Here is a 24,727-nt window from a genome sequence, read left to right as displayed (position 1 = left end):
CATTTTAATGGAGGCAGAGCCTCCCGATATGCGTTCCCAGGCAGAGCCTGGGGACGAGCAAATGTAGCGCCAAATCGCAACAGAAAACCATTTAAGCAGACATAGGCACTGCTTCAACACCACCAATATAGCTCGTAACTCCGATCGGCGGAGAAGTCGGCTTAGCAATCAAATAACCCTGAACAAAAGTTGCTCCCCGTTCCCGTACCCACTCAAACTCTTCCAAAGTTTCCACACCTTCAGCAACAGTTTTAATTTCTAATTGAGCAGCAATTTCTAACATCTTTTCCGTAATTAGTGCCTTATAATAATCCTGATGGACATTGCGAATCAATTGCATATCTAACTTAATAAAATCGGGACGCAGTTGGTGCATCAAATTTAAATTAGAAGAACCGCTGCCAAAATCATCCAGGGCAATTAAAAATCCCGCTTCTCGGTAAAACCTCAGAATATTAATCAAGTGATCCATATCAGGAGGGTGCTGAGATTCGGCTACTTCAAAAACAATATTGCTGTGAGGAATTCCCGCTTCATCAATAGCCTGTACTGTTCTTCGCAGACACGTAGCGGGATCGTAGACTGAAGTCGGAGAAAAATTAATAAAAAGTAGTTCTTTGAGATCGTAAACATGGGCTTCGCGGATAGCGCGAGTCCGGGCTAAAACATCTAGTTGAAAAATTAGGCCTGCTGATTCTGCTTGGGCAAAAATCCGACCCGGATAAATTAAGTTTCCTTGCTCGTCAATTCCTCGCAGCAGCGCTTCGTGGGCAAAAATTTTAGAAGTATCTGAGGTATAAACAATGGGCTGAAAATGTGTAGTAATGCGTTCTTCGGACAATAAATCTAACAGCCAATCAGAGTTAGTCAAATTAATAAATGAGTCTAAGGAAGTGCTGCGATAAAAATCGCTAAGTTTTGGCTGTTCAACTTCGCGCATCCACAAAACTTTTGTCTCTTTCAACTCTTGAGTTGTCAGCACCGATGATGCTAGGGCGTTAAACTTTTCTTTCGCTATTCCCTCAAGCATAACGTACAAACACTTGCTCTCTTCTAACAGCCGGAATTCAAATTCAGTCTTGGTTAGTGCAGAAATAATCTTGGTGAGCGTGTGCCATACTGGAAACCATAGGTATAGACCTCCCCTGCCCTCTATTTTTTCGGGTACTGTTTCGCAGCGAGAGCAGGAGCCGAAGGCTTTGCCACTTATTTGCATTGGAATATCCTCCGGTTTTTGGGTTAACGGTTTTTGGGTTAATTTTAGACACGCTAACAATTAACTTTTATTGTAAAATCATTCACCTATTAATTCATCTATCTCAAGATGTAAATCTTAATGAAGTTGTATTTAAGAATTATTGCAGTATTTATACTTACCCACGGTTTCAAACCTGGGTCAAAGTTCTCAGCATTGAGCAAGTACCTGTGATGAAACACTGTCCCAAATCATCACAGAGGGAGAAGGCAAAGACTTGTTCTCTAGTCTCTACTGCTGCTCTGATTGTTTACGTTTTCTTCTATAATTCCCTCTGGCTAAACAATTGCTACAGTTAATTATTTACAAAGGGAAATTAACAGGACAAGGAGCTAGACCAATTTACGGCCACCACCAATATAGACAGCCGGACGATCGCCCAAAACAACTCGCTTGCTGCGGAATATCCAATTTAATTTTAAAATCGGGATGACAGGATTTGAACCTGCGACCCCCTCGTCCCGAACGAGGTGCGCTACCAAGCTGCGCTACATCCCGGATTTAGTCAATAGATTTTTAGCTTATCACACTCAAGTCAAAATTGAGCAAGCTCGTATATAATTATTTGTAAAATACTACTCAGGCGGAGACAGACGTGACAGTTAAGCCCCAGTGGTTGCGAGTTAAAGCCCCCCAGTGGGAGCGCGTCGGCAACGTCAAAGAAATTTTGCGGGATTTATCCCTGAATACGGTTTGCGAAGAGGCGTCGTGTCCGAACATCGGCGAATGCTTCAACGCAGGTACTGCGACATTTTTGATTATGGGCCCGGCTTGTACCCGCGCCTGTCCTTACTGCGACATCGATTTTGAGAAAAAGCCCCAACCTTTAGATCCGACGGAACCCCAAAGATTGGCGCAAGCGGTGTACAGGCTCAAACTCAACCACGTCGTGATTACCTCTGTTAACCGGGACGATTTGCCGGATGGGGGCGCGTCTCAGTTTGTCGAGTGCATTCAAGCGGTGCGATCGGCGATGCCCGATACAACTATAGAAGTTTTGATTCCCGACTTGTGCGGCAACTGGCAAGCTTTAGAAATCATTCTCGCAGCCCGGCCAGAGGTACTCAACCACAATACCGAAACCGTCAAGCGACTTTACCGCAAGGTGCGGCCACAAGGAAAGTACGATCGTACCTTGGAACTATTACAGCGAAGCCGCGAACTCGCACCTGGGGTTTACACCAAATCCGGCATTATGGTGGGACTGGGGGAAACAGACGCCGAAATTCGGGAGGCAATGCAGGACTTACGGGCTGTCGGCTGCGATATTTTAACAGTTGGACAGTACCTGCAACCGACTCAAAAGCACTTGAACGTAGAAAACTTTGTGCCTCCAGAACAGTTTGAGGCTTGGAGAAAGTTTGGCGAATCTTTGGGATTCTTGCAAGTTGTCGCTTCTCCCTTAACTCGCAGTTCCTATCACGCCGAACAGGTGAGGGAACTGATGAAACTTTACCCACGCTAGGAATTTTAATTGGAGTTGACTCGCGCCCGATCGCACCATTCTCACTAAAACCCGCTTAACCCGGTAACAGCGAGGAAAAACCTGCGCTTTCTATGCAGCCCGAGTGCAAAAACCCCGGTTTTTGCTCTTGGTTATTTTGAAGGAGATCACCAGGGAAACAGCAGCCAGCAGCAAAACAATTATCGACCGATCGCCCCCTCAAAGTCGCGATTTACGCAAAAGAGATCCAGAAACCGGGTTTCTTTCTCCAACTTCTAGGTTTTAATCCAGAAATTTGAGGAAGAAACCCGGTTTTTGCGTCAGCCAATAACTCGGTATTGCGGAGTCTACGAACTCTGAAGCTCATATGCTGTAATGGATTAAACTTTTGCGCTCACAGCAGCGTATTTAATCAAGAGCGCCGAGTTATATAAAGTTTTATTAAAAAAATGGCTAATTTTCCGAAGTGATCGGGAACCAGCTTATTGGTGATGAAGATTAACTTAACTTCTGACTAACGTCACTTGTTTGTAGCCAGTCACTCTCTATACTAGCTACATAAACAAAGAAGTACAACACACTTTCCGGGCCTTCAACCTGTTACATCAGAAAGTTCTTAGCGTTTTCCAGAATCTTGGTAAAACAAGTGGGGCAGCAAAAGTTCGATCGAACAACAGCAGAAAAGTCAGGAAAGTTAATAAAGAAACACAAAGCGGTGATGCTTCGTTTTAACAAAGTGAGCATCTTAATTATAAATAACCGCTAAGCGTAGCATCTTTTCACCCGGAGCAACTGAGAAAATCACTATGCCAGCCACCTCTTTTTACGCTGAAGCTGAATTCGACGAACAACTGCGAGTCAATCCCTTGCAAGGTGATGTGTTGGATGAAGATGCTGAAGAAGCTGGAGACGAACTGCTCGACCAAGACCCAGCAGAGACAGAAGATGCAGACCCAGCAGCAAAATTGCAAAAAAATGCCAGCCGTCGCACTACAGATTTAGTGCGCCTCTACCTCCAAGAAATAGGTCGGGTTCGTCTCTTGGGTAGAGACGAAGAAGTCTCGGAAGCTCAAAAAGTTCAGCGTTATATCAAATTGCTGGAATTACGCAACACCGTCGCGTCCCAGGAAGAAGGGCTAATTGGGCGCTTCGTGCATTTAATTGAGGTGCGCGATCGCTTAGCAGCACAGTTGGGACATAAACCTTCCCTGGAACGCTGGGCATCAACTGCCGGCGTCGCTGACGTGCCAGAACTCAAGCGAATTATGTCCGAAGGCAAGCGCCAGTGGGCCGAGTTAGCTGAGATGACGGTGGAGACGATCGAAAGAATTCAAGCTGAAGGCATCGAAGCTAAAGACCACATGATTAAGGCGAACCTGCGCCTGGTGGTTTCGGTGGCGAAAAAATATCAAAATCGCGGTTTAGAATTGCTCGACTTAATACAAGAAGGTACTCTGGGACTGGAGCGAGCTGTAGAAAAGTTTGACCCGACGCGGGGCTATCGATTTAGCACCTATGCCTACTGGTGGATTCGGCAGGGAATTACGCGGGCGATCGCTACTCAAAGCCGCACTATTCGCCTCCCCGTCCACATCACCGAAAAACTTAACAAAATCAAAAAAGCCCAGCGCAAAATTTCTCAAGAAAAAGGTCGGACAGCTACGATCGAAGACATCGCTGTCGAGTTGGACATGACGGCGCCCCAAGTCCGAGAAGTTTTGCTGCGAGTTCCCCGTTCTGTTTCTCTGGAAACTAAAGTGGGCAACGAAAAAGATACAGAGTTGGGCGACTTGCTCGAAACCGACAGCATCTCCCCAGAAGAAATGCTGATGCGAGAAGCTCTGCACCGCGACTTGCAGCAACTGCTGGCAGATTTGACCAGCCGCGAGCGAGATGTAATTCTGATGCGCTTTGGTTTGGGCGACGGACACCCCTATTCGCTGGCAGAAATCGGTCGCGCGCTCGACTTGTCCCGCGAACGAGTCCGCCAAATTGAAGCCAAAGCTTTGCAAAAACTCCGCCAACCCAAGCGTCGCAACCGCGTGCGCGACTATCTGGAGTCTCTGACTTAGATTTGGCCGGTCAGTCAGCGCGATTAATCAGGGGGCAAGGCATTGGGCACTTGTGCAGAAGGCAGGAGGCATTCGGCAGAAGTAAAAATATTTACTTCTAAACAACTTCTCTGTCCTCTGCAGCAAGTCATCAAGCTTTTTAAAAGTCAAAAAAATATTAAAAACTAAATTTTTTCCTCAATCTTTTTTCAATAAGCTGCGATATTTGCAAAATATCTCGATCGTTGTGTATGATTGTCAATAGGCAGACTTTCTTGAGAGGGTCACTATGGCACTTTACACCGCGTCTTCATTCAAATCCGAACTCAATGACAAAGGCTGGCGGATGACTCCCCAAAGGGAAACCATCTTGCACGTTTTTCAGAACCTCCCCAAAGGCAATCACCTGAGTGCGGAGGATTTGTACACTTTGTTAAAAAATCGCGGAGAAAACATTAGCTTGTCCACCATTTACCGAACTTTAAAGTTAATGGCAAGGATGAGCCTCCTCCGCGAACTCGAACTAGCAGAAGGTCACAAACACTATGAAATAAACCAGCCTTACCCGCATCACCATCACCACCTAGTCTGCGTTCAGTGCAACAGAACGATCGAATTTAACAACGATTCGATTTTGAAAATTGGCATGAAGCAAGCTGAAAAGTCTGGGTTGCACCTGCTAGACTGCCAGCTAACCATTCATACGGTGTGCCACGAAGCTTTGCGGATGGGATGGCCGTCTTTGGTTTCCAGCAATTGGTCTTGTCCGAGGTCGATCGCCCACAACGGCAACAGCGCCCCGGATTCAATCGAGTGACAGTACACTATTTTCGCATTTCAAGTACGGCTTGTTACAAGTTTTAACAAAAATTGGTAGCCCAAGTGCGATCACAGTTACGCAGAAACCGGGTTTCTTCAGAAAAATACATCATTTCAGGAATGAGTCGGAAACCAGAAACCCGATTTCTTTGATGTAGCGTCCGCAAGCCTGGGGCTAAAAAGTTTGGCTCAACAAATCGTCGCTGCTGACTCCGTAACTGCGCTGAGCTCGATCGAGGGCGTCTCTCGTCGGAGTATCAAAAACTCCGCTGATCAAGCCTGTGTAAAAGCCGAGGTCTTGCAGCCGCCTTTGTAATTGCTGAATGCTCGATCGAGAGTTCAAACTGCTGCTAATTGGAACAGCAGGAACAGCTACCCGGCCAGCTAATCCGTTTTGGAGGGCAGCCAAAGTCGCCGGAGTGGCAATACCCGTCGCCGGTGACAAATTGCGTTCCTGCTGAAACGACAGCACCGCAAACTCGGTCTCGGCTCCAAATACTCCGTTCACCGGGCCGGGGTTTTTGCCCAGACTTCTGAGCGCAGACTGAAGCTGTCGGACAGCAGGCCCAGTATCGCCCCGGCGCAGACCAGTGGCGATTTGCGGCACAGGCGCAGCAGCCTGCCTGTTACCTTGTCGCAAAGCCGATCGAGTGCTGCGATCGACCCTTCCAGTCCCGAACAGCCCGCTATCCCTCTGAAAGCGGATCAAAGCTGCCTGAGTTGGTCGATCGAACCAACCGTGAATCTGGCTTCTGTAATAACCCAATTCTTGCAGTCGCCGCTGCACAAATTCTACTTGTCGGCCTCTGTGGCCCAACTCCAGAAAATCTGCGGAATTAGTCTGTTGGTCATTTTCCTCACTCAATGAGGTAATTTGAGCTGCCCTCATCTGGGCATCTATAGCAGTCAAAGTCGCAGTGTCAGCGCAACCGTCAGAAACCAGATTGTAATCTTGCTGAAAACGAGTCACAGCGTAGAGAGTGCGTTCGCGAAACTTGCCGTCAACGTCGCCTTCAAAATAGCCCAAAGCTTTTAACTGCCGCTGGATCAAGTCTACGGTCGCTCCTCTGTCCCCGAACCGCAGCCCCTTGCAACCGCCATTTCCCGAAATATTCCCTGGAAGCGTAACGGGGGGAACAGGCCGGGTGGAACCAAACAGCAAAGCTAAAGTTTGCCTATCGGCAACTCCCGTCACCCGCAGTCGATTAATTCGCTGGAAGTATCTAACGGCATTTTGAGTAACTTGGCGAAAACTCCCTGTGGGATGTGCGCTGAAGTAGCCTAGCTGCTTCAACCTGCGCTGGAGAGCAGAAACACCTGCACCCGCGTCTCCAAAACGCAGCTCCCGATAATTGGTAGAAATAGTATTAAAAGGTCGATCGTTCCCGACCAAACTGTTGAGTGCTATCACAGTAGCTCGATCGGGCCGGCCAGTCCGCGACAGTTGATAGTCTCGCTGAAAGTTAGTCAGAGCTTGTTGAGTAACCGGGCCGAGTTGACCTGTCGAAGAGCGGCGAAAATAGCCGAGATCCCGCAACCTGTCTTGAACCGCTCGCACATTCGGATAAACCGGATCTATTTGAGCAAAAGCCGCACCGGCTGCACTCAAAACCGACAGCATCAAAGCCACAGACAGCAAACGGACGTAAGTCTGACTCGATAGGTTTTGCCACTTGGGCTCATGAAAAATTTTCGACTCTGCGGGTGCTTCGCAAGCAAGAGCAAGTTCGAGGTAAGCAAGAGATTCCATAATTTTTTAGTGTGAAATTGTGGGTGGGTTGTGTGAGCAAGCTGCCAAAAATGATTGTTTGGCACGCTTGGCTGGGATTCTACCAACGCTAAGTTCTACTTGGAAAGCGCGAAGCACCCGTTTTTTTTTTAAATTTATCGTCAAAAATAATTACAGGTAATAACCAAGATAGCATCGCTGCTTCTAGAGACGCGAGACTCAGCAAAAAAGTTTGCAGGCATAGTCTTAGCGTTTAAGGCCCAAAGAGAATAAGTTCTGCGGTAGCGCTGGCTAATATTTTATCTACCTGCCGCTGAAATGACCACAAGACTTCCGCGCCGGCCGTCATTACCCTAATTTGTTGTCTGGTAAAGAGCCTGAAATCGCAGGTTTTTTGTTAAGAAACGCGGCTTCTTCATGTTGCGAGTGCGTCTAGGGCATCGGTACAGTATTAGGAGTTGACAACAAAAGAGATGTATGCAACTAGCCGGCCAATGAGTTCGACTCTATGCCCGGTTGAATTGGCAAAACCTTAGATATTCGAGCAATGACATGGAGGTTATGGACAACAGCGACTCGACGTAAATCGAAGAGATTTTTCCGTTGTCCAAGATACCGGGCACGGTCTCCCTGCCAATGACCAATATGGGCTAAAGAGTGTTCAACTGTAGTACGCCTTCTCAAGTCGAGACGACCAGAGGCAGTAGATTGACGCGCTCGCAACTCTTGCATTAAAGCTTCATCAGGATGAATTGATACACTACGTCCTCTTTTACTGTTTGTGCAGTCGGATCTCAGAGGACAAATTGCACATTCACTCGGAGGAAAATGAACAACTTTTCCTGGTTCAAATGGGATGCTTACTTGATTGGGACAACTCATTAAATGCGTATCCCAATCCAGGAAAAAGGAATTTTTATCAAACCGGCCAGAATTTCTGACCGGCCACGCCTTGCAAAATATCTTTAATTGCTTATCCCGCTGTATGACCCAATGACTAGATAAATAAGCCCGGTCAATATGTAACTCAGTTAGGTGAATATTTTGGAGTCTTAAGTCACGTTCTAGGTCAAGTGTAGCAGCAGATTCGGGAGTATTTGCCCTCCTTCAATGCCACCGCGCAAACTACACCGCTATCTAAATCTTTAAGGACGTGGCGTTTATACCCATCTATTTTTTTAGACTGGCTTTTCCGTCCATGCCGCATATCTGGGTCTTCAATAGAAATTCGACGGTCTTTTGCTACCCCTTTGCTTAGAGTAGGAACTCCTTGAGAGTCTAATGTCACATTTTGGGATTCAATGACTCGGGCAACATTGAGGGTCTCTTGGGCGAGGTCAAACCCATGACAATGAGACTGACCTTGCATCCATTCTTCTACCGAATCTAAGCTGTTTAGGATGATTGAGAGTGCCTTTTGACGCTCGATTGGATTATCCCAGTTCAAATCTAATGCCGTTTTTAAGCTAGAACTATTGAGGATGGGCGCACCGGCTTCATCGGCAATTTCTGCTGACTCCCGCCCCTGTCCAGCAGCTATCACACTCACTGCTTTACGCAAAGCATGACCCAATAGATTATATGTATCTTCGACTTTCCCGGCTCCCCATAAAGGGGAGGAATCTAAGGCAGCTTTGAGTTGAGATGAGCCAAACCCACCTTTTTGTTTGGCAATCTCTACGGTGCGGTCAATTAAACGTTGGTCCAGTTCTTTTTTAATTAAGCCCTTTCTGAATCTAACCAAAGTGGCTTTGCTGAAAGGGGGACTTTCACACTTGAGACAATCGAGAACTAACTGCCAACGTTGATCCATCAGCATTTCTTCAATTACTTCATCATCAGAAATCCCCAAATATGCTTGTAGAATAATTGCCAAGGCAAGTTGTGCAGGAGGAACTGGGCTGTGACCCACTGTGCTGTCTTTAAAAATTGTAGCGAGTTCGTCTTGAAACTCATCATTAAATATGAATGAACGGTTGAGTCGAAGAAACGTGAATAGCTTGGCTCTTTTGATGCGTTTGATAATCAACTCTTCATGGTCTGATAGTTCAATTGGAGGATGCCATAAGGGAGGACGCATAGGGTTTTTTCTTTCTTCCTGATGGTGAGAATTTAACAGGCTCCTCACTTCACTTATCATATCTACCCGGTTTTGTCAATGTCTAATACTGTACCGACGCCCTAGGAAAGTACGGCTGATTAGGGAGCATCTCACTTTTGCAGCCAAGCCCAAAATTGGAGCCAGGAGCCAGGAGTCAGGAGTCAGGAGTCAGGAGGAAAGAGGAAGAAGGAAGAAGGAAGGAGCCAGAATAAGTGTTTTTACAAATATGAGATGCTCCCGCTGATTAACCAAAAAACTAGCCACTAAAAATCCCCACTTTTGCTAGTTGCAAATAGAGCGGGGATTTTTGGATAAGCTCACATCTTGCACCATTCTTAAGAACAGGCAAGATGCCTGTTCCACAAAGAGTGAATTTTCTTGTGGAATAGGCATCTTGCCTGTTCATAAAAAGCTTATTGAGAATGGTGTAACATCTCAGTAAGTTGACTTGGTATTAAAAAATGGACGATCGCTTAAATTAAGCCGAACCGATCGCAAATTACAGCTACTCCCGCTGCAAAAATAGTAATTGCGATGGCTACCAGCGGATTTTGCCCTCTGCTCACCGCAAAAGAGGTAACGACCCCAGCTCCCAAAGCCGCAGTAACAGCAGCAGTCGCCAAATCTCGATCGGGACGTTTGTCGTACATATTTTTTATTGTTGGTAGCTGTTAAGCTGAAAACTTACATCTTGTAATCCAAGCTACCACTCTTGCCTCTGCGCCAGTGACAACAGCCTGGGTTTTGCAATTAACCTTAAAATTTTGCTAATTTTCTTAACATACTCTCCTTAATAACATTAGTTAACTTTATGTATTTTCGAGTTTTTCTGTTAAGTTTTAGCTCTTGAAACCTTTTGTGCGCTGGGCTTTTATGTCAAATTCAGGATTTTGCAGGGGCGATCGCACCTGCAGTGTCAGCGCATCAAACTGCAATCCCAAATATCGTAAATAAATTTAACTTGACTTTTCCTTATAAATGTGTAGGTTGATAGTTGGAACCAGAGACAGGAAAAAACCCGGCGTTGGTGAACAATCCGCACACTGCCATTGCTTCTGTGCCCTCACCATGAGATGAGTAGGTTTTGTGGCTAAGTTTTATTCGCCCTCAATTCTTTCAGTATTGCCACCTTTGACCCAACCTTCGCGATTGCCATCCTCAATCCGAATTCGCTGCCACTCTTTGTCGGGCGACTCTTCCAAAACTACGACTCTTTCCTTGTAACCAACACCGCCAATGCGGTTCGAGTCTCGGCTACCAGTATCCCGGAGAATTAAGCCGATCGGCTGAGTTACCATCGCGCGGTAAGCTCCCGGTTCCAGAGGTTTGGGAGACGGGGCATCGCTAGATGTAGAAACAGGGCTAGCTTGGGCTGTTGACTTCGGCGCAGCGCCCGCAACCTGAGCTGGTGTTTTGTCGTTGGAAAAAACAGGTTTTTCGGGCACAGTAGTTAGCTTAGCGGCAAAGTAAAGTGCAGCAGCCACGCTAGCACCTGCCATCAGGACGATTGCTAGCAGAAAACCTACTAAAAATTTGAAAACGCTATATACACTGTTCATAAAACCGCAAATGAAGGAAGAAGGAAGAGGGAAGAGGGAAGAAGGAAGAGGGAAGAGGGAAGAAGGAAGAGGGAAGAAGGTTGACTGTTGAGTGTTGAATGTTGAATGTTGAGTAAAATCTGGTAACTGCCAACTGACAACTGGTTACTAACTACTGACTTCAAAAGCTTAACCTTGAATCCGGCGGCTCAAACTGCCGTATCTAGAAGCAAGGCGAGCTTTCCCAGCAGCGGCCCAATCTTGGAGAAACTGAATTTGTTCTTGAGCCGTTCTGGCTAAGGGTACCATCTGACTAGCTGATTCTAAAATATCATCTGTCGTAAAGTCTCGATTTTGGCTAAACCCAATGTGCATGGCTTCAATCAAAGTTTGCTCGATTTCGGCCCCTGAAAAATCGGGAGTTTCGTAAGCCAAGCGCTCTACATCGTAATTTTTGATGCTGTGCGATCGCAACCGCAACAAATGTACCTCAAAAATCGCCCGCCGTTCCTCCTGGCTGGGCAAACCCACAAAAAATATTTCGTCAAACCTGCCTTTTCTCAGCATTTCTGGGGGCAAAGACTGGATGTTGTTGGCCGTTGCGACTACAAACACCGGGGAAGTTTTTTCGGCCAACCAAGTAATAAAAGTCCCGAACACCCGGCTGGTTGTCCCGGAATCCCCTTTACCGTCCAATCCTGCAAAAGCTTTGTCAATCTCGTCAATCCACAGCACGCAGGGGGCCAAAGCTTCCGCTAGCTGAATCATTTGTCTGGTGCGGGATTCCGATTCCCCGACTAAGCCGGCAAACAAACGCCCGACATCCAAGCGCAGTAAAGGCAAATGCCAGTGGTGGGCGATCGCCTTTGCTGTTAAGGATTTTCCGGTTCCTTGAATTCCGACTAACAACAAACCTCTGGGATGCGGCAAACCGTATTGGCGGGCTCGATCGGAAAAAGCACCGCCGCGCCGCAGCAGCCATTCTTTGAGATTGTCCAAACCGCCAATATCGGAAATATTTTCGCGGGCTGGGTAAAAATCCAGAATTTGAGTTTGGCGAATTGTTTGGCGCTTTTCTTCTAAAATCAGTTCCGCGTCGTCGGGATGGAGTTCGCCTCTGGTGGCGATCGCCTTTGCCAAAACTCGGCGAATTCGTTCGATCGACAGACCTTGACAGGAGCGCACCATTTCGTCCAGCAAACGCCCTTCAATGGCTTGTCCGGTAGCCCCTAACAGCCTTTCCACCTCACTTTTTATTTCCGCCGCCGCAGGCAGGGCAAACTCCAAAACAGTCATCACTTCGCTTAGGTCTTCCGGGATCGCCACTATAGGAGATACGATGACAATATTTTTGGGTACAGATTTGAGGAGTCTCGCCAAATTCCGCAGCTTGCGGGAAATCGAGACATCTTCCAAAAACCGCTGAAAGTCGCGCAGGATAAAAATTGCTGGCGCGCTGGCGGGTAATTTTTCGAGAAATTCCAAAGCTTGCAGCGGGTTGCGCTTGCCAAAACCGGCATCGTTGGGATTGCCTTGGTAGCCATCAACAAAATCCCAGATATAGACAGCGCGAGAACCCTGTTTTTTGGCGCATTGGGCGATCGCCGCTTCTACGCGCTCTTCCTCCCGTGTCGGAATGTAAATTAGGGGGTAGCGCGATCGCAGCAGTAATTCAAACTCGTCGCTAAAAATAGTCATTAGTCAGTTGTCAGTGGTTAGTTGTTAGTTGTCAGTTGTCAGTGGTGATTTCTTATTTGTTATTTCTTATTGGTTATTAGCTAATGCCAACTGCCCACTGCCAACTGCCCACTGCCAACTGACTAAGGCAATTGCCGTTTAAGTGCTTCCAGAGAGGCCCAGCGACTGTCTGAGACTGTTTCGGAGCTTTCTGTATTTGTTGCATCAGTTGCATCATCAGTTAAAGAAATTCCCGGACATTCAGTATCGCATATCTGTTTGTGCGGCAGTTCCAAGCACATTTGCTCGTATACCCAATCGCCCGGAGAGAAATAGCCACCGGGGGACAAATTTTCCACCAAATCTTCTAAAGCAACTTCTATTTCTGCTGAACTGGAATCTGTTTGATTTGCTGTTTCTTCGAGCCAGATTAATTCCGATGAGTTAAGTGCCAAACGATGATTGTATTGTTTCAAGCATCTGTGGCAGGTGAGAGTAACAATTGTTTCTGCTTTCGCCTTCACCTCAAGATAATTCCCTTGGTGAGCCACTTGCAGTCGCCCTCGCACCGGAGTAAGAGTTTCTAAATCGGGGAGAAATTCTTCAAAATCAATGACCTCTTTCCGCTCAATTTTTGTGAGTAGATGAGGGATATAAATTGTCTCCATAATCTTTTACCTTCCTAATTCTTGAATTTAAAGGTCAAAAGGAATAGTTAAATTTTTAACTTCTTCCTTCTTCCTTCTTCCCTCTTCCTTCTTTAGCGTCAGCGCAGCCGAACTACCAAACGCCGATCGGGTTCTTGCCCTTGACTGTAAGTTTCTATATCCTCACATTCGCTCAAAAAGCTGTGGACTTGACGGCGTTCTGCAGAAGACAGCGATTTGATCTCAAATTCAACTCCCGTCGATCGGGCTTGCTCTGCTGCGTACTCTGCCATCGAGCGCAATTCCTCTTGACGGCGGATACGATAGCCATTTAGTTCAATAGTATAAGGAATTGACTCCTCTACTTCCTGACCTATATTCTGAACCGTGTTGCAGAGGTACTGAATGGCATCTATTACAATACCGTTTGGCCCGACTAAGATTGCCACTTGTTCTCGAGTCAGATTGCTTTCATCTATTGTCATCCAATAGCAATCTTCTTGTTGTTCGCATACCACTTTGGAAGGAATTGCGGACTGTTGTAGCAATTCTTCTAACCATGCCTGTCCGCGCTGCATTTGAGAGTCTTTCATTGTTGTTAAAATCAAGCCTTTTTCTTGGCACGCTTTGGCTCAAAGGGAAGGGCATCTAATCCCTGATCTTTTTTGGTTTTCGCCTCTGCTTCGTCCACTATTTTTTGGAGGTTTTCGGGCAGCGGTTCTCGGGACAAAATGAACGACTGAACTGTCTGGAAGATGTTAGCAATCAGCATATACATCAACACGCCGGCGGGCAGCGGGAAGAACAAAAACATCCCTGAAAATATAACTGGCGTCAGTTTGTTGACTGTAGCCTGTTGGGGGTTGTCGTTTGGCCCTTGTGCTTGTCCCGAAAGAGTTTGGTTGATATACAAACTGATGCCGAAGCCCAAGATCATTACCAAAATATCCCAGTGGATTGTACCGTCAGAGTCGATCGCGCCAACGCGGCCTAGAGCTTCAATAAACAGGAATCCTTTGTTAGTAGCCAATCCGGGGATTGTGCCTTGAACTGTGGCTTCACCGGGCGCTAATGCCGTAATGTTGCCCTGTTCATCTACCTTGACCACTTCTTCGCCTTTGATGACTTTCCAGCCGGGTTCAAAGTCGATTTCGCTCTTATTTTCTGCCGCTAGGGCTTTTAGAGGTTTGCCTTCTGGGGTTTGAAAATTAATCTTGGTTGTGTCGCCGACTGCGAGTTTGTCGCCGCCTGGAATTACGCCCACAACAGGAGCATGAAAAGTACCTGTGACGTAAATATTTTGAGGCGGTGTAGCAAAAGCTTGCGGTTGAACAGTTTCGATTTGTTCTTTCGGCAAAACTTGAACGTTGACGCTGTAATTTATGTCAGAAAACGGCGAACCCCGGAGCGTTGCAAACAGTGCAAACAGCACTGGCATTTGCAGCACCAACGGGAAGCATCCTGCTAGAGGATTACCAAATTCTTTGTATACTTTGCTCATTTCCTCCTGCTGTTTTGCAGGATTTTCTTTATAGAGTTTTTGAATTTGATCTACTCGCTCTTTCATCAATGGCTGCGCTACTTTCATGCGCCGCATATTGCGAAGAGAGCCTGCATTGAGAGGATAAAGAGCAAAGCGAATCACGAGCGTCAGAGCTACGATCGCTAAACCGTAGCTTGGCACGATCCCGTAGAAAAAATCTAGGATCGGGAGCATGAGGTTGTTGGAGAGAAACGAGATACCGAAATCCATTCGCTTTGAGTTAATTTAGGTGCTCTATGTTTGCTGTTGAGAACTATTTTTACCCGCTTAGCGCGAGCCGCCTCAATTTTCAGGGTTTTGTCTCTATCTTAGGACATTGCCTGTCGATCGACCGCCCGGTCTGCGGGTTTGTTGTAAGGAGGTTGCCAATACTCGCACTCACTTTACCCTGATTTGAGGGCGAAGCGGTTCGGTTATTTAGCTTCGGCCGCGTTTGCTTTTTGAGCGGCTGCGGGCAGTTTTTCGTTAATGTAGTCATACATTGCTCGAAATTTCGGCATAGCCCTGAGTTCCAAGCGGCTGCCATTTTTCATGGTGAGCACCATGTCTCCGTAAGTCCCGAAACCGCGAGGTACTGTGACGATTTTGACTATATCTGAGTAGATAACGTCTGTACGATCGCCCCCCATCCAACCGCTAGTTACGGACACTCGGCGGCTCGTGATCCGATACCGCAGCCACAGAGCCCGGACAATTCCTCCTACTGCGAGGGGGATTCCGACGACAGTCAGCCCTAGGAGTAAGTTGATAATCAAGTCTCCCGGCGCCGGGCCGCCTTCATAATATACTTCCTCTCGAATTCCCATCTAGTACCTCGGCTTCTACCAACAACTGCTCTAATTCTTGCAGAATTTCTGCATAATTGCACTCTTGTGCGATCGGACGCACGACAATTACTAAATCCCACCCGAATCTTAATCGGGGCAATAGCTGTCGCAAAGCTGCCCGAATCTGACGCTTAATCCGGTTGCGGACTACAGCGCGTTTGCTGACTTTCAGGCTGATGGAAATGCCTGTGCGGGTGGGCTGCAAGGATTTTTCGGCTGTCGGTTTCGCAAATTCGGCGCTTTTTGGTTTACGCAGAGCTCTTAAGCTGAAATGGGCCGAGTTACGGCGCATTCCCTTGCGGTATACGGCGCTGAAGTCTTTTCGGTGCTTGAGTCGGTTTGTCTCGGGCAACATGGCGTAGGGCGATCGTTGAGGCCTCTCAACCTTGATCCAGTGCTAGACTGCGAGGCGGTGGCGACCTTTGCTGCGGCGAGCTTTGATTACCAATCGACCGGTTGCGGTACGCATTCTGGCGCGAAAACCGGATGTTCTTTTTCTTTTACGGCTGGTTCCGTGCAGGGTTTGCTGTGTCATTTTGATTTCTCCCGGCTTGTTACTTTACTTTTGATTAATATTCACAATCTTCTAGTTTACCATAGAGTTGTTTTATTGGCAATAATATTTTTCCGATTTGAATCGAGCGCCACTAATCACAAAGCAACAACCCGTTTTCGAGCTGGTGAACAAGATTTCGGTTTCGTTTTCACTACCAGAAACCTAACTTTTTAAGATGATATTGCAAGGGCGATCGCCCTTAAGCGAAACAAATCCAATCCCCGACTCCTCAAACTTCTCAAACTGCTCCAAGAAGTTGGGGATTTCTCCTGCTAGTCACCCTTAACCGCCAAAAATCAAATCTCCGACTTCTAAACTCATCCGTGTATACGGGGATCAACATCCGTGTCGTGCGTTCCCTCATTTCAGTTCCACATTGACCGTAGCAGACATCCCCGGTGCAATCCCCGATTCGTAGCCTTTAAGGGTTTCGACATCAAATAAATTTTTGACAGGAATTTGCTGCACGAATTTGGTGAAATTGCCCCTAGCATTATCGGGAGGCAATAACGAAAATTTACCGCCCTAAGCAGCGGATAAACTATCAATTCTCTATTCAAAATTACGACTACCTAAAACATCTAATTTGATTTCTACTATTTGGTCAGGTTTCATGTTTGCCAGTTGTGTTTGTTTGAAGTGGGCAACTAGCCAGCAATAGTTACTTACGATCGCCATTAACGGAGTTTCCGGATGCACCCGCTGCTCGATTTCAACGGACTTGCGGGCGATTTGTCCGGCGACGAGTGCAGTGATATTTGTGTAGTAAAGTGGCACTGCTTTTTTTAAGAAGGCGTAGTATTTTACGGTTATTTGTAATGTAGGGGAGGTAGATGCTGCTGCGCTTTACTCCAAAAATTCATTTGTCGCTTTAGGAAAGATTGACATCGCCCGATCGATCAGTGGGCAAAAGAGTTCTCGATCGGCCTTGTGAAATCCCCTCGACAGCTAGATATCGGATTTCAGCTACCAGCGGGGGCAATACGTCTTGCATTTGTGTACCGGAGTCTGTCAGCCAAATGCGACGATCGCGAGTGTCTCTCCCGCACTAGGCCTCTTGCTTCCATGCGATCGCTCGCGCCTGTCAGCGTCCCGCCTACCTGTTGCAGTTTGTCGCCAATGCTGGAAGTCGGCAAACCGTCTTGTTGCCACAAGCAGCACCAGCCAGGGAAAAGCGCTTAGCCCAAAGGATGCCAGCAGGTTTTTTGGCGATCGAATCCTAAGCTAAAACCGGGAATCCGCCTTCTGCCGGATATGTTAACAATTCTTATTGTTCTTAAACTAGAAAGAGTAAATCTAGTTTGCAATCAGAATTTATGTTGCTTCCACCCGACCAACGCACCAAGTTAGACGACACCGACGACAATTTGTTCTATTCCGCTCCCCGGTATGTGACTCACGTAGACGATGGATTCATTCAGCAACTCACCGATTTATATCGGGAACGGCTGAAACCGAATACTCGGATTTTTGATATGATGAGCAGTTGGGTTTCTCACTTGCCCGACGAGATGCAATTTGCCCATGTCGAAGGGCACGGCATGAATGAAGACGAGTTGGCAAAGAATCGCAGACTGAATCATTATTTCGTGCAGAATTTGAACGCAAATCCTAAACTGCCGCTGCCGGATTCAGAGTTTGACGCGGTTGTCAACTGCGTTTCGGTACAGTATTTGCAGCAGCCAGATGCGGTTTTTGCCGAGATTCACCGCATTTTGAAGCCGGGGGGCGTAGCAATTATGAGCTTTTCCAACCGGATGTTTTATCAAAAGGCGATCGCGGCTTGGCGGGAAGGTTCGGAGGGCGATCGGGTAGAATTAGTCAAGGGTTACTTTGATTCTGTCAAAGGAGCGAACATACCCGGGTTTAGCAAGCCGGAAGTAATTGTTCGCAAGCCTAACTTGCCGAGTTTTATGCAAATGCTGCGAATACCAAGCGGCGATCCATTTTATGCGGTAGTTGCTTACCGCCAAAGTTAGGATTTTTGGGCAGTAAGGACTTTAGGACTTTAGGTGGAGATTGAAAGCACTAAAGTCCTTACTACAAACCGATCAAAAGCTATGTTTTTTAGGTTAGGATATATTTAATATTTGCTCCTAAAATATGGCAAACTAACTTTTGCAGCGCATCACACTCGCTCCAAATATCTGTCACGGAAAACCATGTAAGTAGGTAGGTGGGAAAATTTATCATTATGTAACGAAACATTAAGTACCCGGATTGGAGTTAAATTTAACACGTTGTGTAAGGTAGTTTCCTCTTTCTCCTCTAACTTCTACTCCCTGAATTACGGCGTAGGCGAGATCTAATTCATCCTCAAACATTTGTCCTGCTAATTCATTTTTTTTAATGTGTTGCCACTCTAATTCGATTGGATTCATTTCCGAACAATACTTGGGTAATAAAAAGATATATAAACCCTGATTTTCCCACTTTGACCATAACTGTTGAACTTCCTGACACCGATGTATGGGACCGTTGTCTTGTACGATTACTCTCGGTCGTCCAATCTGGGCAGCTTGTTGGGCTTCTTGCTCCATCATTTTGATATAAGCTTTTCGATCGACACCCCCAATTACCAAACCGTAAACAAAGCTTACTTCCGGTTGAATAAGCCCTACAATACTTAATCTACGACCACGCCTTTTCGTTTGTTCTAGCCGTTTTTGCTCACCTCGTTGGTAATAAGTATAACCAGGTTCACTCCAAGCACAAAACCCTGATTCATCTAAATATTTTAAGTCGATTTCTCCCGCCGCCGCCGCCCATTCCAACATATCTAGGTCAGGAGAGCTTGATTTTTCGTACTACGGCTTCTTGTTTTCCTTTGTGACTCTTCCTCGCTCGTTTCCAAATAAACCCTTTTTTTTTAGTATCCGTCTTAATCGATCGGGACTTAGTTTAATAGAACGCTCTTTTTCTAATTTCTGGGCTAGTTGAAGACTGTTATATGTACGTGGTTCTTTTTTGAGGCATTCTGCTAAAAATTCTATGTCTTCTTCTTTCCACTTCGGTTTTCCCCCTCTACCTGGTAATTCCCAAAGCCCTTCCATGCCTAGATGCAGCCATTTATGTAAAACCTCTCTCACAGTTTGTGGAGTCCAATTAAAATGAGTCGCTATTTTTTCTACGTACCAGCCATGTGCATTTAATCTAATTACTTCTGCTCGATCTTTTAGTTTTTGTGGTACATCCGCAGTTCTCAGTTCTAATAGGGTTTTGTTTTGCTTTTGAGTGAGAAATACCCTTAATCTAGCGCCCATATATTGAGTTACCTTAGTAGATGTATTCTCTGTGTTTACTTATTTTAACATAGTTAGATTTTTCCGCGCCGACCTACTTATTCGCGATCGTTGATATCAGTAGAGTTAATTCTTGAATTACTCAGTTCGGGTATGACTGCTAAAGAAATTTATAGATGACTAAAAAGATTTATAACATGAGAATATTCTAGCTGCTTTGCTATTTGCCGCGCGACGGACTCCAGTAAAAAGCATATACTGAGTATTGTAGTTCATCAGCAATCATAAAGTAGGGTAAAACCTTGATATGAAACCATACCAGCAAATAGCGATCGATGAATGCGGCGAACCTTTAGTCCCGATTCCACCAGAACATTTTGCCTTTGAAATTCCGCACCATTATCAAAAGTTGGGTGCACCCTATGACAACAGCAAAGCAGATTCGCCTTACTATTTGCGGCAAGGAGTTGTAGATAGTTTAATCGCCGCTCAAACCCAGTTACAACAAAATCATCCCAAGTGGAAAATTCTGATATTTGACGCTTATCGGCCGGTGGAAGTTCAGCAATTTATGGTGGATTATACCTTTAATCAAATTGCTTTAGCTCAAGGCTGCGATTTTCCGGTTTCCGAAGACAAACGCCAAGTAATTATAGAACACGTATATCAATTTTGGGCAGTACCGAGCCTCGATCGCGCGACGCCTCCTCCTCACAGTACAGGTGGTGCTTTAGATATAACTTTAGTAGATCAAAATAATCGGCGAATTGATATGGGTTCTCCGATTGATGAAATATCAGAACGTTCTTATCCCGATTATTTTGCTAACAGCAATCACCCACAAGAAGAGCAACATCACCGTCACAGGCAAATCTTAAAAAATGCGATGATAAATGCGGGTTTTCAGCAGCATCCTAACGAATGGTGGCATTTTTGTCTGGGCGATCAGATGTGGGCTTGGTTGACAAATCAAAACAATAGTGGTAGTCAATTGATTGCTCGATATGGCCGCTATTAAAAGGGTACGCAATTAAATCGGGACTGGTGTACTCGCAACCTTAAAAAAGGGGTATTTTGACAAAAAACTCAGCTTTTAACTGCTTCCTGGGGCAATAAACCTGATTTCTGACACTCTATGCGTCCCGGACTATAAAAGCTCGATCGGCATAAATAATTTGTATCAGAAGACACGGCAACTATTGCCAGTGGGGTAGCGGTGGTTTAAAATCAACGAGAGCGAACAAGTGCAGGCAAATCGAGCCAGCACCGCAAACCCTAAAGGATAACTCAGAGTTCACCCAATGAAAGCACTCATCCTCTCTGGCGGCAAAGGAACACGCTTGCGTCCCCTCACCTATACGGGTGCTAAGCAGTTGGTTCCTGTAGCAAATAAGCCGATACTGTGGTACGGAATTGAAGGAATTGTGGCGGCTGGGATTACGGATATTGGGATTATTATTAGTCCCGAAACCGGGGAAGAGGTGAAGACGAAAACAGGAGATGGATCTCGCTTCGGGGCAAAAATTACTTATATTTTGCAAGAAAAGCCGGCGGGACTCGCTCATGCGGTAAAAGTTGCCAGACCATTTTTGGGCGATTCTCCATTTATTATGTATTTAGGAGATAACTTAATTCAGAACCAGTTAGATCCGTTTTTAGAGATTTTTAACAAGCAGAAACTAGACGCTCTGATTTTGCTGCGTCCCGTTCCCAATCCCTCAGCTTTCGGGGTTGCAAAAGTTGATGAGAAAGGAAGAGTTTTGGAGTTAGTAGAAAAACCCCAAGTTCCGCCATCCAATTTAGCACTGGTGGGGATTTACTTTTTTGCTCCTACTATTCACGAGGCGATCGATCAAATTCAACCCTCTGCCCGCGGCGAACTGGAGATTACAGACGCTATTCAACAGCTTATGAATCAGGAAAAACAGGTAGAAGCCTGCAATTTAGAGGGTTGGTGGCTGGATACGGGGAAAAAAGACGATTTGCTGAGTGCAAACCAAATCATTTTAGATAGCCGTATCATAGCTTCAACTGAATTAAAAGTAGACGCCAAAAGTCAAATTATCGGGCGAGTGCAAATAGGGGAAGGAACGGAGGTAATTAATTCTACAGTTCGCGGGCCAGTGGTAATTGGGGAAAATTGCCGCATTGAAAATTGCTTTATCGGGCCTTACAGCAGTATTGCCGATCGCGTGACGATGATTGATGCTGATATCGAACACAGCGTAATATTGCAAGGGGCGAAAATAGTTGGCATTCACCAGCGAATTGTTGACAGCGTGATCGGTCAGCGAGCTCAACTCACCAATGCACCGGCTCGTCCAAAAGCCCTGCGGTTTCTGATTGGTGATGACAGTCAAATCGAGTTAGCTTAAATTGAGATATTGCCAATAGCGGAAGCAATAATCCTGATTTAACAAGAGATGAATTTTCTTGTGGGGTGGGCATCCTGCCCGCCCTTGAACAGGCATCTTGCCTGTTCCACAATTAATTACAATTATTCACACAGCAAAGAGGCCTGTTCACAATTAGTTAAAATCATTGAAACCGCAAAGAGGCCTGTTCCATAAGAAGTCCTAGTAAGTTATCTAAAGGAGAGGAAAGTTTGCAGTACGAAGAAATACCAACTCAACAGATAATACATAAATTGCGACAAACTTTGGAGCCGCGAATTGGTATCGCTGAGCCGCTGCTGTTGGGAACCGAAAATAGTGCGATCGCCCGAGATGAAGATGACGAAGACATCGCCCTGTTAAAGGCGGGTTTCGACATTTATAACATCCCCATTACCTCTTACCAAAGGCGGCTTGGTTCCGCAGTCATCGCCGTTAGGAAAATAGTCCGCAAATTGCTCAGACCCGTACTCGAACGCCAAGTTATTTACAATTTCGCTAATACCCGCGTCGTTCAAACACTGAGCATTCAATTGCAAAAATTGCAAGAAAATCAACAAACTCTAGAGAAAAAAATTCAATCCGACTTCAGCAGCACATCTCCCGAAGTTACAGCACAGCTTGAGACTCAACAAAGAGCGATCGCAGCTTTTCAGTCTGAAATAGAGCAAATTAAAGCAGTGCAGCAGCAACATACTGCTATTTTAGAGAAGATTACCGCTCAATTGCTCGATCGACAAAAATAAAGCATCAAAGATGACCACACTGCCCATATGTTCGTTAATTATAGTCAACTATAACGGTCTGCGCCACACGAAAGATTGCTTAAAATCTCTACAAAAACTTGCGTATCCCGAATCGCAACTCGATTTAATTGTAATTGATAATTGTTCTCAAGACGATTCCGTTACTTCCCTGCGCGAACTATTTCCAAAAGTTCGGATTTTTGTCAATACTGCCAACAACTTTGCTAAAGCCCTCAACCTTGGCATCAGCGAAGCAAAAGGGCAATATATAGGCTTTCTAAATAACGATGCTACCCTTGACAGTCGCTGGTTAGAGATTCTTGTAAAACGGCTAGAAACTAATAAAGAAGTAGGTGCGACTAGCGGGAAATTGCTGTTTAAAGACGGGCGGATTAACAGCGCTGGCATTAAGCAATTACCTAATTTTTATTGGCAAGATGTCGGTTTTGGCGAAAAAGATTCGGGACAGTACGATACAGAACAGGAAGTCGAAGGGCTTTGTTGGGCGGCGGTGCTTTTCCGCAGGAAATGTCTCGAAGATGTGGGGCCGATAGATGAAGATTTTGTGATGTATTTTGAGGATGTAGAGTTTGCCAAACGCTGTCATAAACGCGGTTGGAAAATGCTTTATGCTCCCGCAGCAATCGCCCATCACGAGTATCGGGGTTCGAGTAAAGGCAGCAAACTTACCGAGTATTTCTGCAACCGAAATCGGTTTTTATATTTGGCGAAACATGAACCTTTGCAATTAGTTTCTTCAATTCATACTTCTGATTTTTTTACCCATAAGCAATACGATTTGCTGTTCGAGAGTTTATTTGTCGCGATTAAAAAACTTCTAGATTATGAGAAACCAGAAATTATCCAAACTGTAATCCCGCAGTTGTCGGAAAAGTTGGCTGTGATTTACAGTCGGATGAAGGTCGATCGCATTTTATCTCGGTTACAGGTGGTTCGGGGCGATCGCAAAATGTCGATCGCCATTTACGATCACGGACTGCATTTCATGGGTGGCGGTCAAAAATACGTCGCTACCATCGCCTCGCTGCTACAGAATGAATTTGACATTACTTTTATCGCCAACAAACCAGTTGCTGTTTCCGACTTAGAATCGTGGTACGGACTCAACCTTTCAGGATGCAAAATTAAAATTATGCCCTTGGCGTTTTACGAGAAACGCGGAATGCAGTGCATCGATTCCAGCATCATCGTGGAGGATATGGAAAATCCCTTTGATGAAATTGCCAGAGAAAGCAAAAACTACGATATTTTTATCAACGCGAACCAACTGGAAAAAGTCAAACCACTGTCGCCGATCTCAGTATTTTTCTGCCACTTTCCCAATACCTTCCGCAACCGTCACTTTGCTGTCGATGATTACACTTTTATTATTGCCAACAGTCAATTTACTGTTAAGTGGTTGGAGAGACGCTGGAACCTACAGCCCACTTTTCTGCTTTATCCGCCCGTGGAAATGGCAACAGTTAAAGTGCCGAAAGAAAAAATAATTTTGGCTGTGGGACAGTTTGAAGCTGGGGGAACAAAAAAGCAAATTGAACTAATTAAAGCTTTCCGCAGTTTGCTAGGAGATTATCCCGAAGAATTTCAAGGATGGCGGCTCATTTTAGCCGGAAGTAGCATTCCGAAAAATCCTTATTTAAAGACGGTTCAGAATGTATTGAAGCAAGATTCAAGGGCGATCGAACTCAAAGTCAATGCTGACTTCTATGAGGTAAAATCACTTTATGCTAGAGCGAGCATATTTTGGCACGGCTGCGGTTTGGGTGAAGTCAATCCTCAAAGATTTGAGCATTTCGGGATGGCCACTGTAGAAGCAATGCAAAACTGTTGTGCTCCGATTGTTTTCAACGGCGGTGGCCAACCGGAAATTGTCGAACATGGGCGATCGGGCTTTTTGTTCAATACCGTTGAGGAACTGTGCCAGCATTCACATCAACTAATTGTTAATCCCGATTTGCTAGCAGAACTTCAAGCTGGTGCACAGCAACGCAGTCAGAACTTTAGACTTGCACGCTTCGACAAAAAAGTCAATAGTTTTTTTGAGATTCTTCACCAAGAGTATGCTACAATTCGGCTGCCAAATCCTGCCGATATAGCTCAAATGCTCGATCGAACTTAAAGGCTAATTAAATAGTCCA

The 24,727-nt window shown here is 45.7% G+C and carries 22 protein-coding genes, 1 tRNA gene and 2 pseudogenes; 8 read left to right on the top strand and 17 right to left on the bottom strand.

The genetic code is table 11. The annotated features are described in order from the left end of the window. Positions 1-91: 91 nt before the first annotated feature. Positions 92-1,216, bottom strand: coding sequence for an EAL domain-containing protein (locus D0A37_RS11710; RefSeq protein ID WP_242724409.1), 1,125 nt, complete (start codon positions 1,214-1,216; stop codon positions 92-94). Between the two features lie 463 nt (positions 1,217-1,679). Then, positions 1,680-1,753: transfer RNA gene (locus D0A37_RS11705), tRNA-Pro, on the bottom strand. 97 nt (positions 1,754-1,850) lie between these two features. Here D0A37_RS11705 and lipA point away from each other — a divergent pair. The 3 genes from lipA (at position 1,851) to D0A37_RS11690 (ending at position 5,567) form a co-directional block, all read left to right on the top strand. Next, complete coding sequence (lipA, locus tag D0A37_RS11700; protein WP_242724403.1) at positions 1,851-2,720, top strand: lipoyl synthase; 870 nt, start codon at positions 1,851-1,853, stop codon at positions 2,718-2,720. A 785-nt stretch (positions 2,721-3,505) separates the two neighbouring features. Continuing rightward, on the top strand, positions 3,506-4,771 hold the full coding sequence (gene sigC, locus D0A37_RS11695; protein ID WP_242724397.1) for an RNA polymerase sigma factor SigC: 1,266 nt from the start codon (positions 3,506-3,508) through the stop codon (positions 4,769-4,771). 268 nt (positions 4,772-5,039) lie between these two features. Then, entirely contained in the window at positions 5,040-5,567 is a 528-nt protein-coding gene (locus D0A37_RS11690; RefSeq protein ID WP_242724395.1) for a ferric uptake regulation protein, read from the top strand. Between the two features lie 177 nt (positions 5,568-5,744). Here D0A37_RS11690 and D0A37_RS11685 read toward each other — a convergent pair whose 3' ends face one another. The 14 genes and pseudogenes from D0A37_RS11685 to D0A37_RS11620 form a co-directional block, all read right to left on the bottom strand. After that, the gene (locus tag D0A37_RS11685; RefSeq protein ID WP_242724393.1) at positions 5,745-7,319 is read right to left on the bottom strand and encodes a peptidoglycan-binding domain-containing protein; all 1,575 of its coding nucleotides are present in this window, start codon (positions 7,317-7,319) and stop codon (positions 5,745-5,747) included. Between the two features lie 462 nt (positions 7,320-7,781). Beyond that, positions 7,782-9,378 (bottom strand): annotated as a pseudogene (locus tag D0A37_RS11680) (IS1182 family transposase). A 494-nt stretch (positions 9,379-9,872) separates the two neighbouring features. Further along, entirely contained in the window at positions 9,873-10,049 is a 177-nt protein-coding gene (locus tag D0A37_RS11675; RefSeq protein WP_242724391.1) for a hypothetical protein, read from the bottom strand. Positions 10,050-10,496: 447 nt separating this feature from the next. Next, a complete protein-coding gene (locus tag D0A37_RS11670; protein WP_242724389.1) occupies positions 10,497-10,958 on the bottom strand; it encodes an SH3 domain-containing protein in 462 nt (153 codons plus the stop codon). 168 nt (positions 10,959-11,126) lie between these two features. Next, a complete protein-coding gene (locus D0A37_RS11665; protein ID WP_242724387.1) occupies positions 11,127-12,635 on the bottom strand; it encodes a Ycf46 family AAA ATPase in 1,509 nt (502 codons plus the stop codon). 122 nt (positions 12,636-12,757) lie between these two features. Next, on the bottom strand, positions 12,758-13,282 hold the full coding sequence (locus D0A37_RS11660) for a YceD family protein (protein ID WP_242724385.1): 525 nt from the start codon (positions 13,280-13,282) through the stop codon (positions 12,758-12,760). 98 nt (positions 13,283-13,380) lie between these two features. Further along, positions 13,381-13,854, bottom strand: a complete 474-nt coding sequence (locus D0A37_RS11655; RefSeq protein WP_242724384.1) for a Jag family protein — start codon at positions 13,852-13,854, stop codon at positions 13,381-13,383. A gap of 11 nt (positions 13,855-13,865) precedes the next feature. After that, entirely contained in the window at positions 13,866-15,014 is a 1,149-nt protein-coding gene (gene yidC / locus D0A37_RS11650) for a membrane protein insertase YidC (RefSeq protein WP_242724383.1), read from the bottom strand. A gap of 203 nt (positions 15,015-15,217) precedes the next feature. Further along, positions 15,218-15,610 (bottom strand): PH domain-containing protein, encoded by a 393-nt coding sequence (locus tag D0A37_RS11645; protein WP_242724382.1) that lies wholly within the window; start codon positions 15,608-15,610, stop codon positions 15,218-15,220. Beyond that, entirely contained in the window at positions 15,582-15,986 is a 405-nt protein-coding gene (gene rnpA / locus D0A37_RS11640) for a ribonuclease P protein component (RefSeq protein ID WP_006632319.1), read from the bottom strand. Before rnpA ends, D0A37_RS11645 begins: the two co-directional genes overlap by 29 nt. Before the next feature lie 42 nt (positions 15,987-16,028). Further along, entirely contained in the window at positions 16,029-16,166 is a 138-nt protein-coding gene (gene rpmH, locus D0A37_RS11635; RefSeq protein ID WP_006632320.1) for a 50S ribosomal protein L34, read from the bottom strand. Between the two features lie 381 nt (positions 16,167-16,547). Next, positions 16,548-16,694: a hypothetical protein gene (locus tag D0A37_RS11630; protein ID WP_242724381.1), complete on the bottom strand. Its 147-nt coding sequence runs from the start codon at positions 16,692-16,694 to the stop codon at positions 16,548-16,550. A gap of 45 nt (positions 16,695-16,739) precedes the next feature. Continuing rightward, positions 16,740-16,964, bottom strand: a complete 225-nt coding sequence (locus tag D0A37_RS11625) for an HlyD family efflux transporter periplasmic adaptor subunit (protein ID WP_242724380.1) — start codon at positions 16,962-16,964, stop codon at positions 16,740-16,742. Between the two features lie 185 nt (positions 16,965-17,149). After that, positions 17,150-17,341, bottom strand: a complete 192-nt coding sequence (locus D0A37_RS11620) for a hypothetical protein (RefSeq protein WP_242724379.1) — start codon at positions 17,339-17,341, stop codon at positions 17,150-17,152. Positions 17,342-17,503: 162 nt separating this feature from the next. On the opposite strand from D0A37_RS11620, the gene D0A37_RS11615 reads away from it, so the two are divergent. Next, positions 17,504-18,166, top strand: a complete 663-nt coding sequence (locus tag D0A37_RS11615) for a class I SAM-dependent methyltransferase (protein ID WP_242724377.1) — start codon at positions 17,504-17,506, stop codon at positions 18,164-18,166. A 228-nt stretch (positions 18,167-18,394) separates the two neighbouring features. Here the strand turns inward: D0A37_RS11615 and D0A37_RS11610 are convergent. Continuing rightward, positions 18,395-19,450 (bottom strand): annotated as a pseudogene (locus D0A37_RS11610) (IS630 family transposase). Positions 19,451-19,736: 286 nt separating this feature from the next. On the opposite strand from D0A37_RS11610, the gene D0A37_RS11605 reads away from it, so the two are divergent. The 4 genes from D0A37_RS11605 to D0A37_RS11590 all read left to right on the top strand — a co-directional run bounded on the left by D0A37_RS11605 (position 19,737) and on the right by D0A37_RS11590 (position 24,708). Further along, complete coding sequence (locus D0A37_RS11605; RefSeq protein ID WP_242724375.1) at positions 19,737-20,447, top strand: M15 family metallopeptidase; 711 nt, start codon at positions 19,737-19,739, stop codon at positions 20,445-20,447. A 283-nt stretch (positions 20,448-20,730) separates the two neighbouring features. Further along, positions 20,731-21,804, top strand: a complete 1,074-nt coding sequence (locus D0A37_RS11600) for a glucose-1-phosphate thymidylyltransferase (protein ID WP_242724368.1) — start codon at positions 20,731-20,733, stop codon at positions 21,802-21,804. Positions 21,805-22,034: 230 nt separating this feature from the next. Further along, the gene (locus tag D0A37_RS11595) at positions 22,035-22,568 is read left to right on the top strand and encodes a hypothetical protein (RefSeq protein ID WP_242724367.1); all 534 of its coding nucleotides are present in this window, start codon (positions 22,035-22,037) and stop codon (positions 22,566-22,568) included. Positions 22,569-22,578: 10 nt separating this feature from the next. After that, positions 22,579-24,708, top strand: coding sequence for a glycosyltransferase (locus D0A37_RS11590; RefSeq protein ID WP_242724366.1), 2,130 nt, complete (start codon positions 22,579-22,581; stop codon positions 24,706-24,708). The last annotated feature ends 19 nt before the right edge of the window (positions 24,709-24,727 follow it).

This window comes from Microcoleus vaginatus HSN003, assembly GCF_022701255.1.
Lineage (GTDB): Bacteria > Cyanobacteriota > Cyanobacteriia > Cyanobacteriales > Microcoleaceae > Microcoleus > Microcoleus vaginatus_B.
Note: the sequence above shows the minus strand (reverse complement) of the source record. Positions and strands in the feature narration are given on the sequence as shown.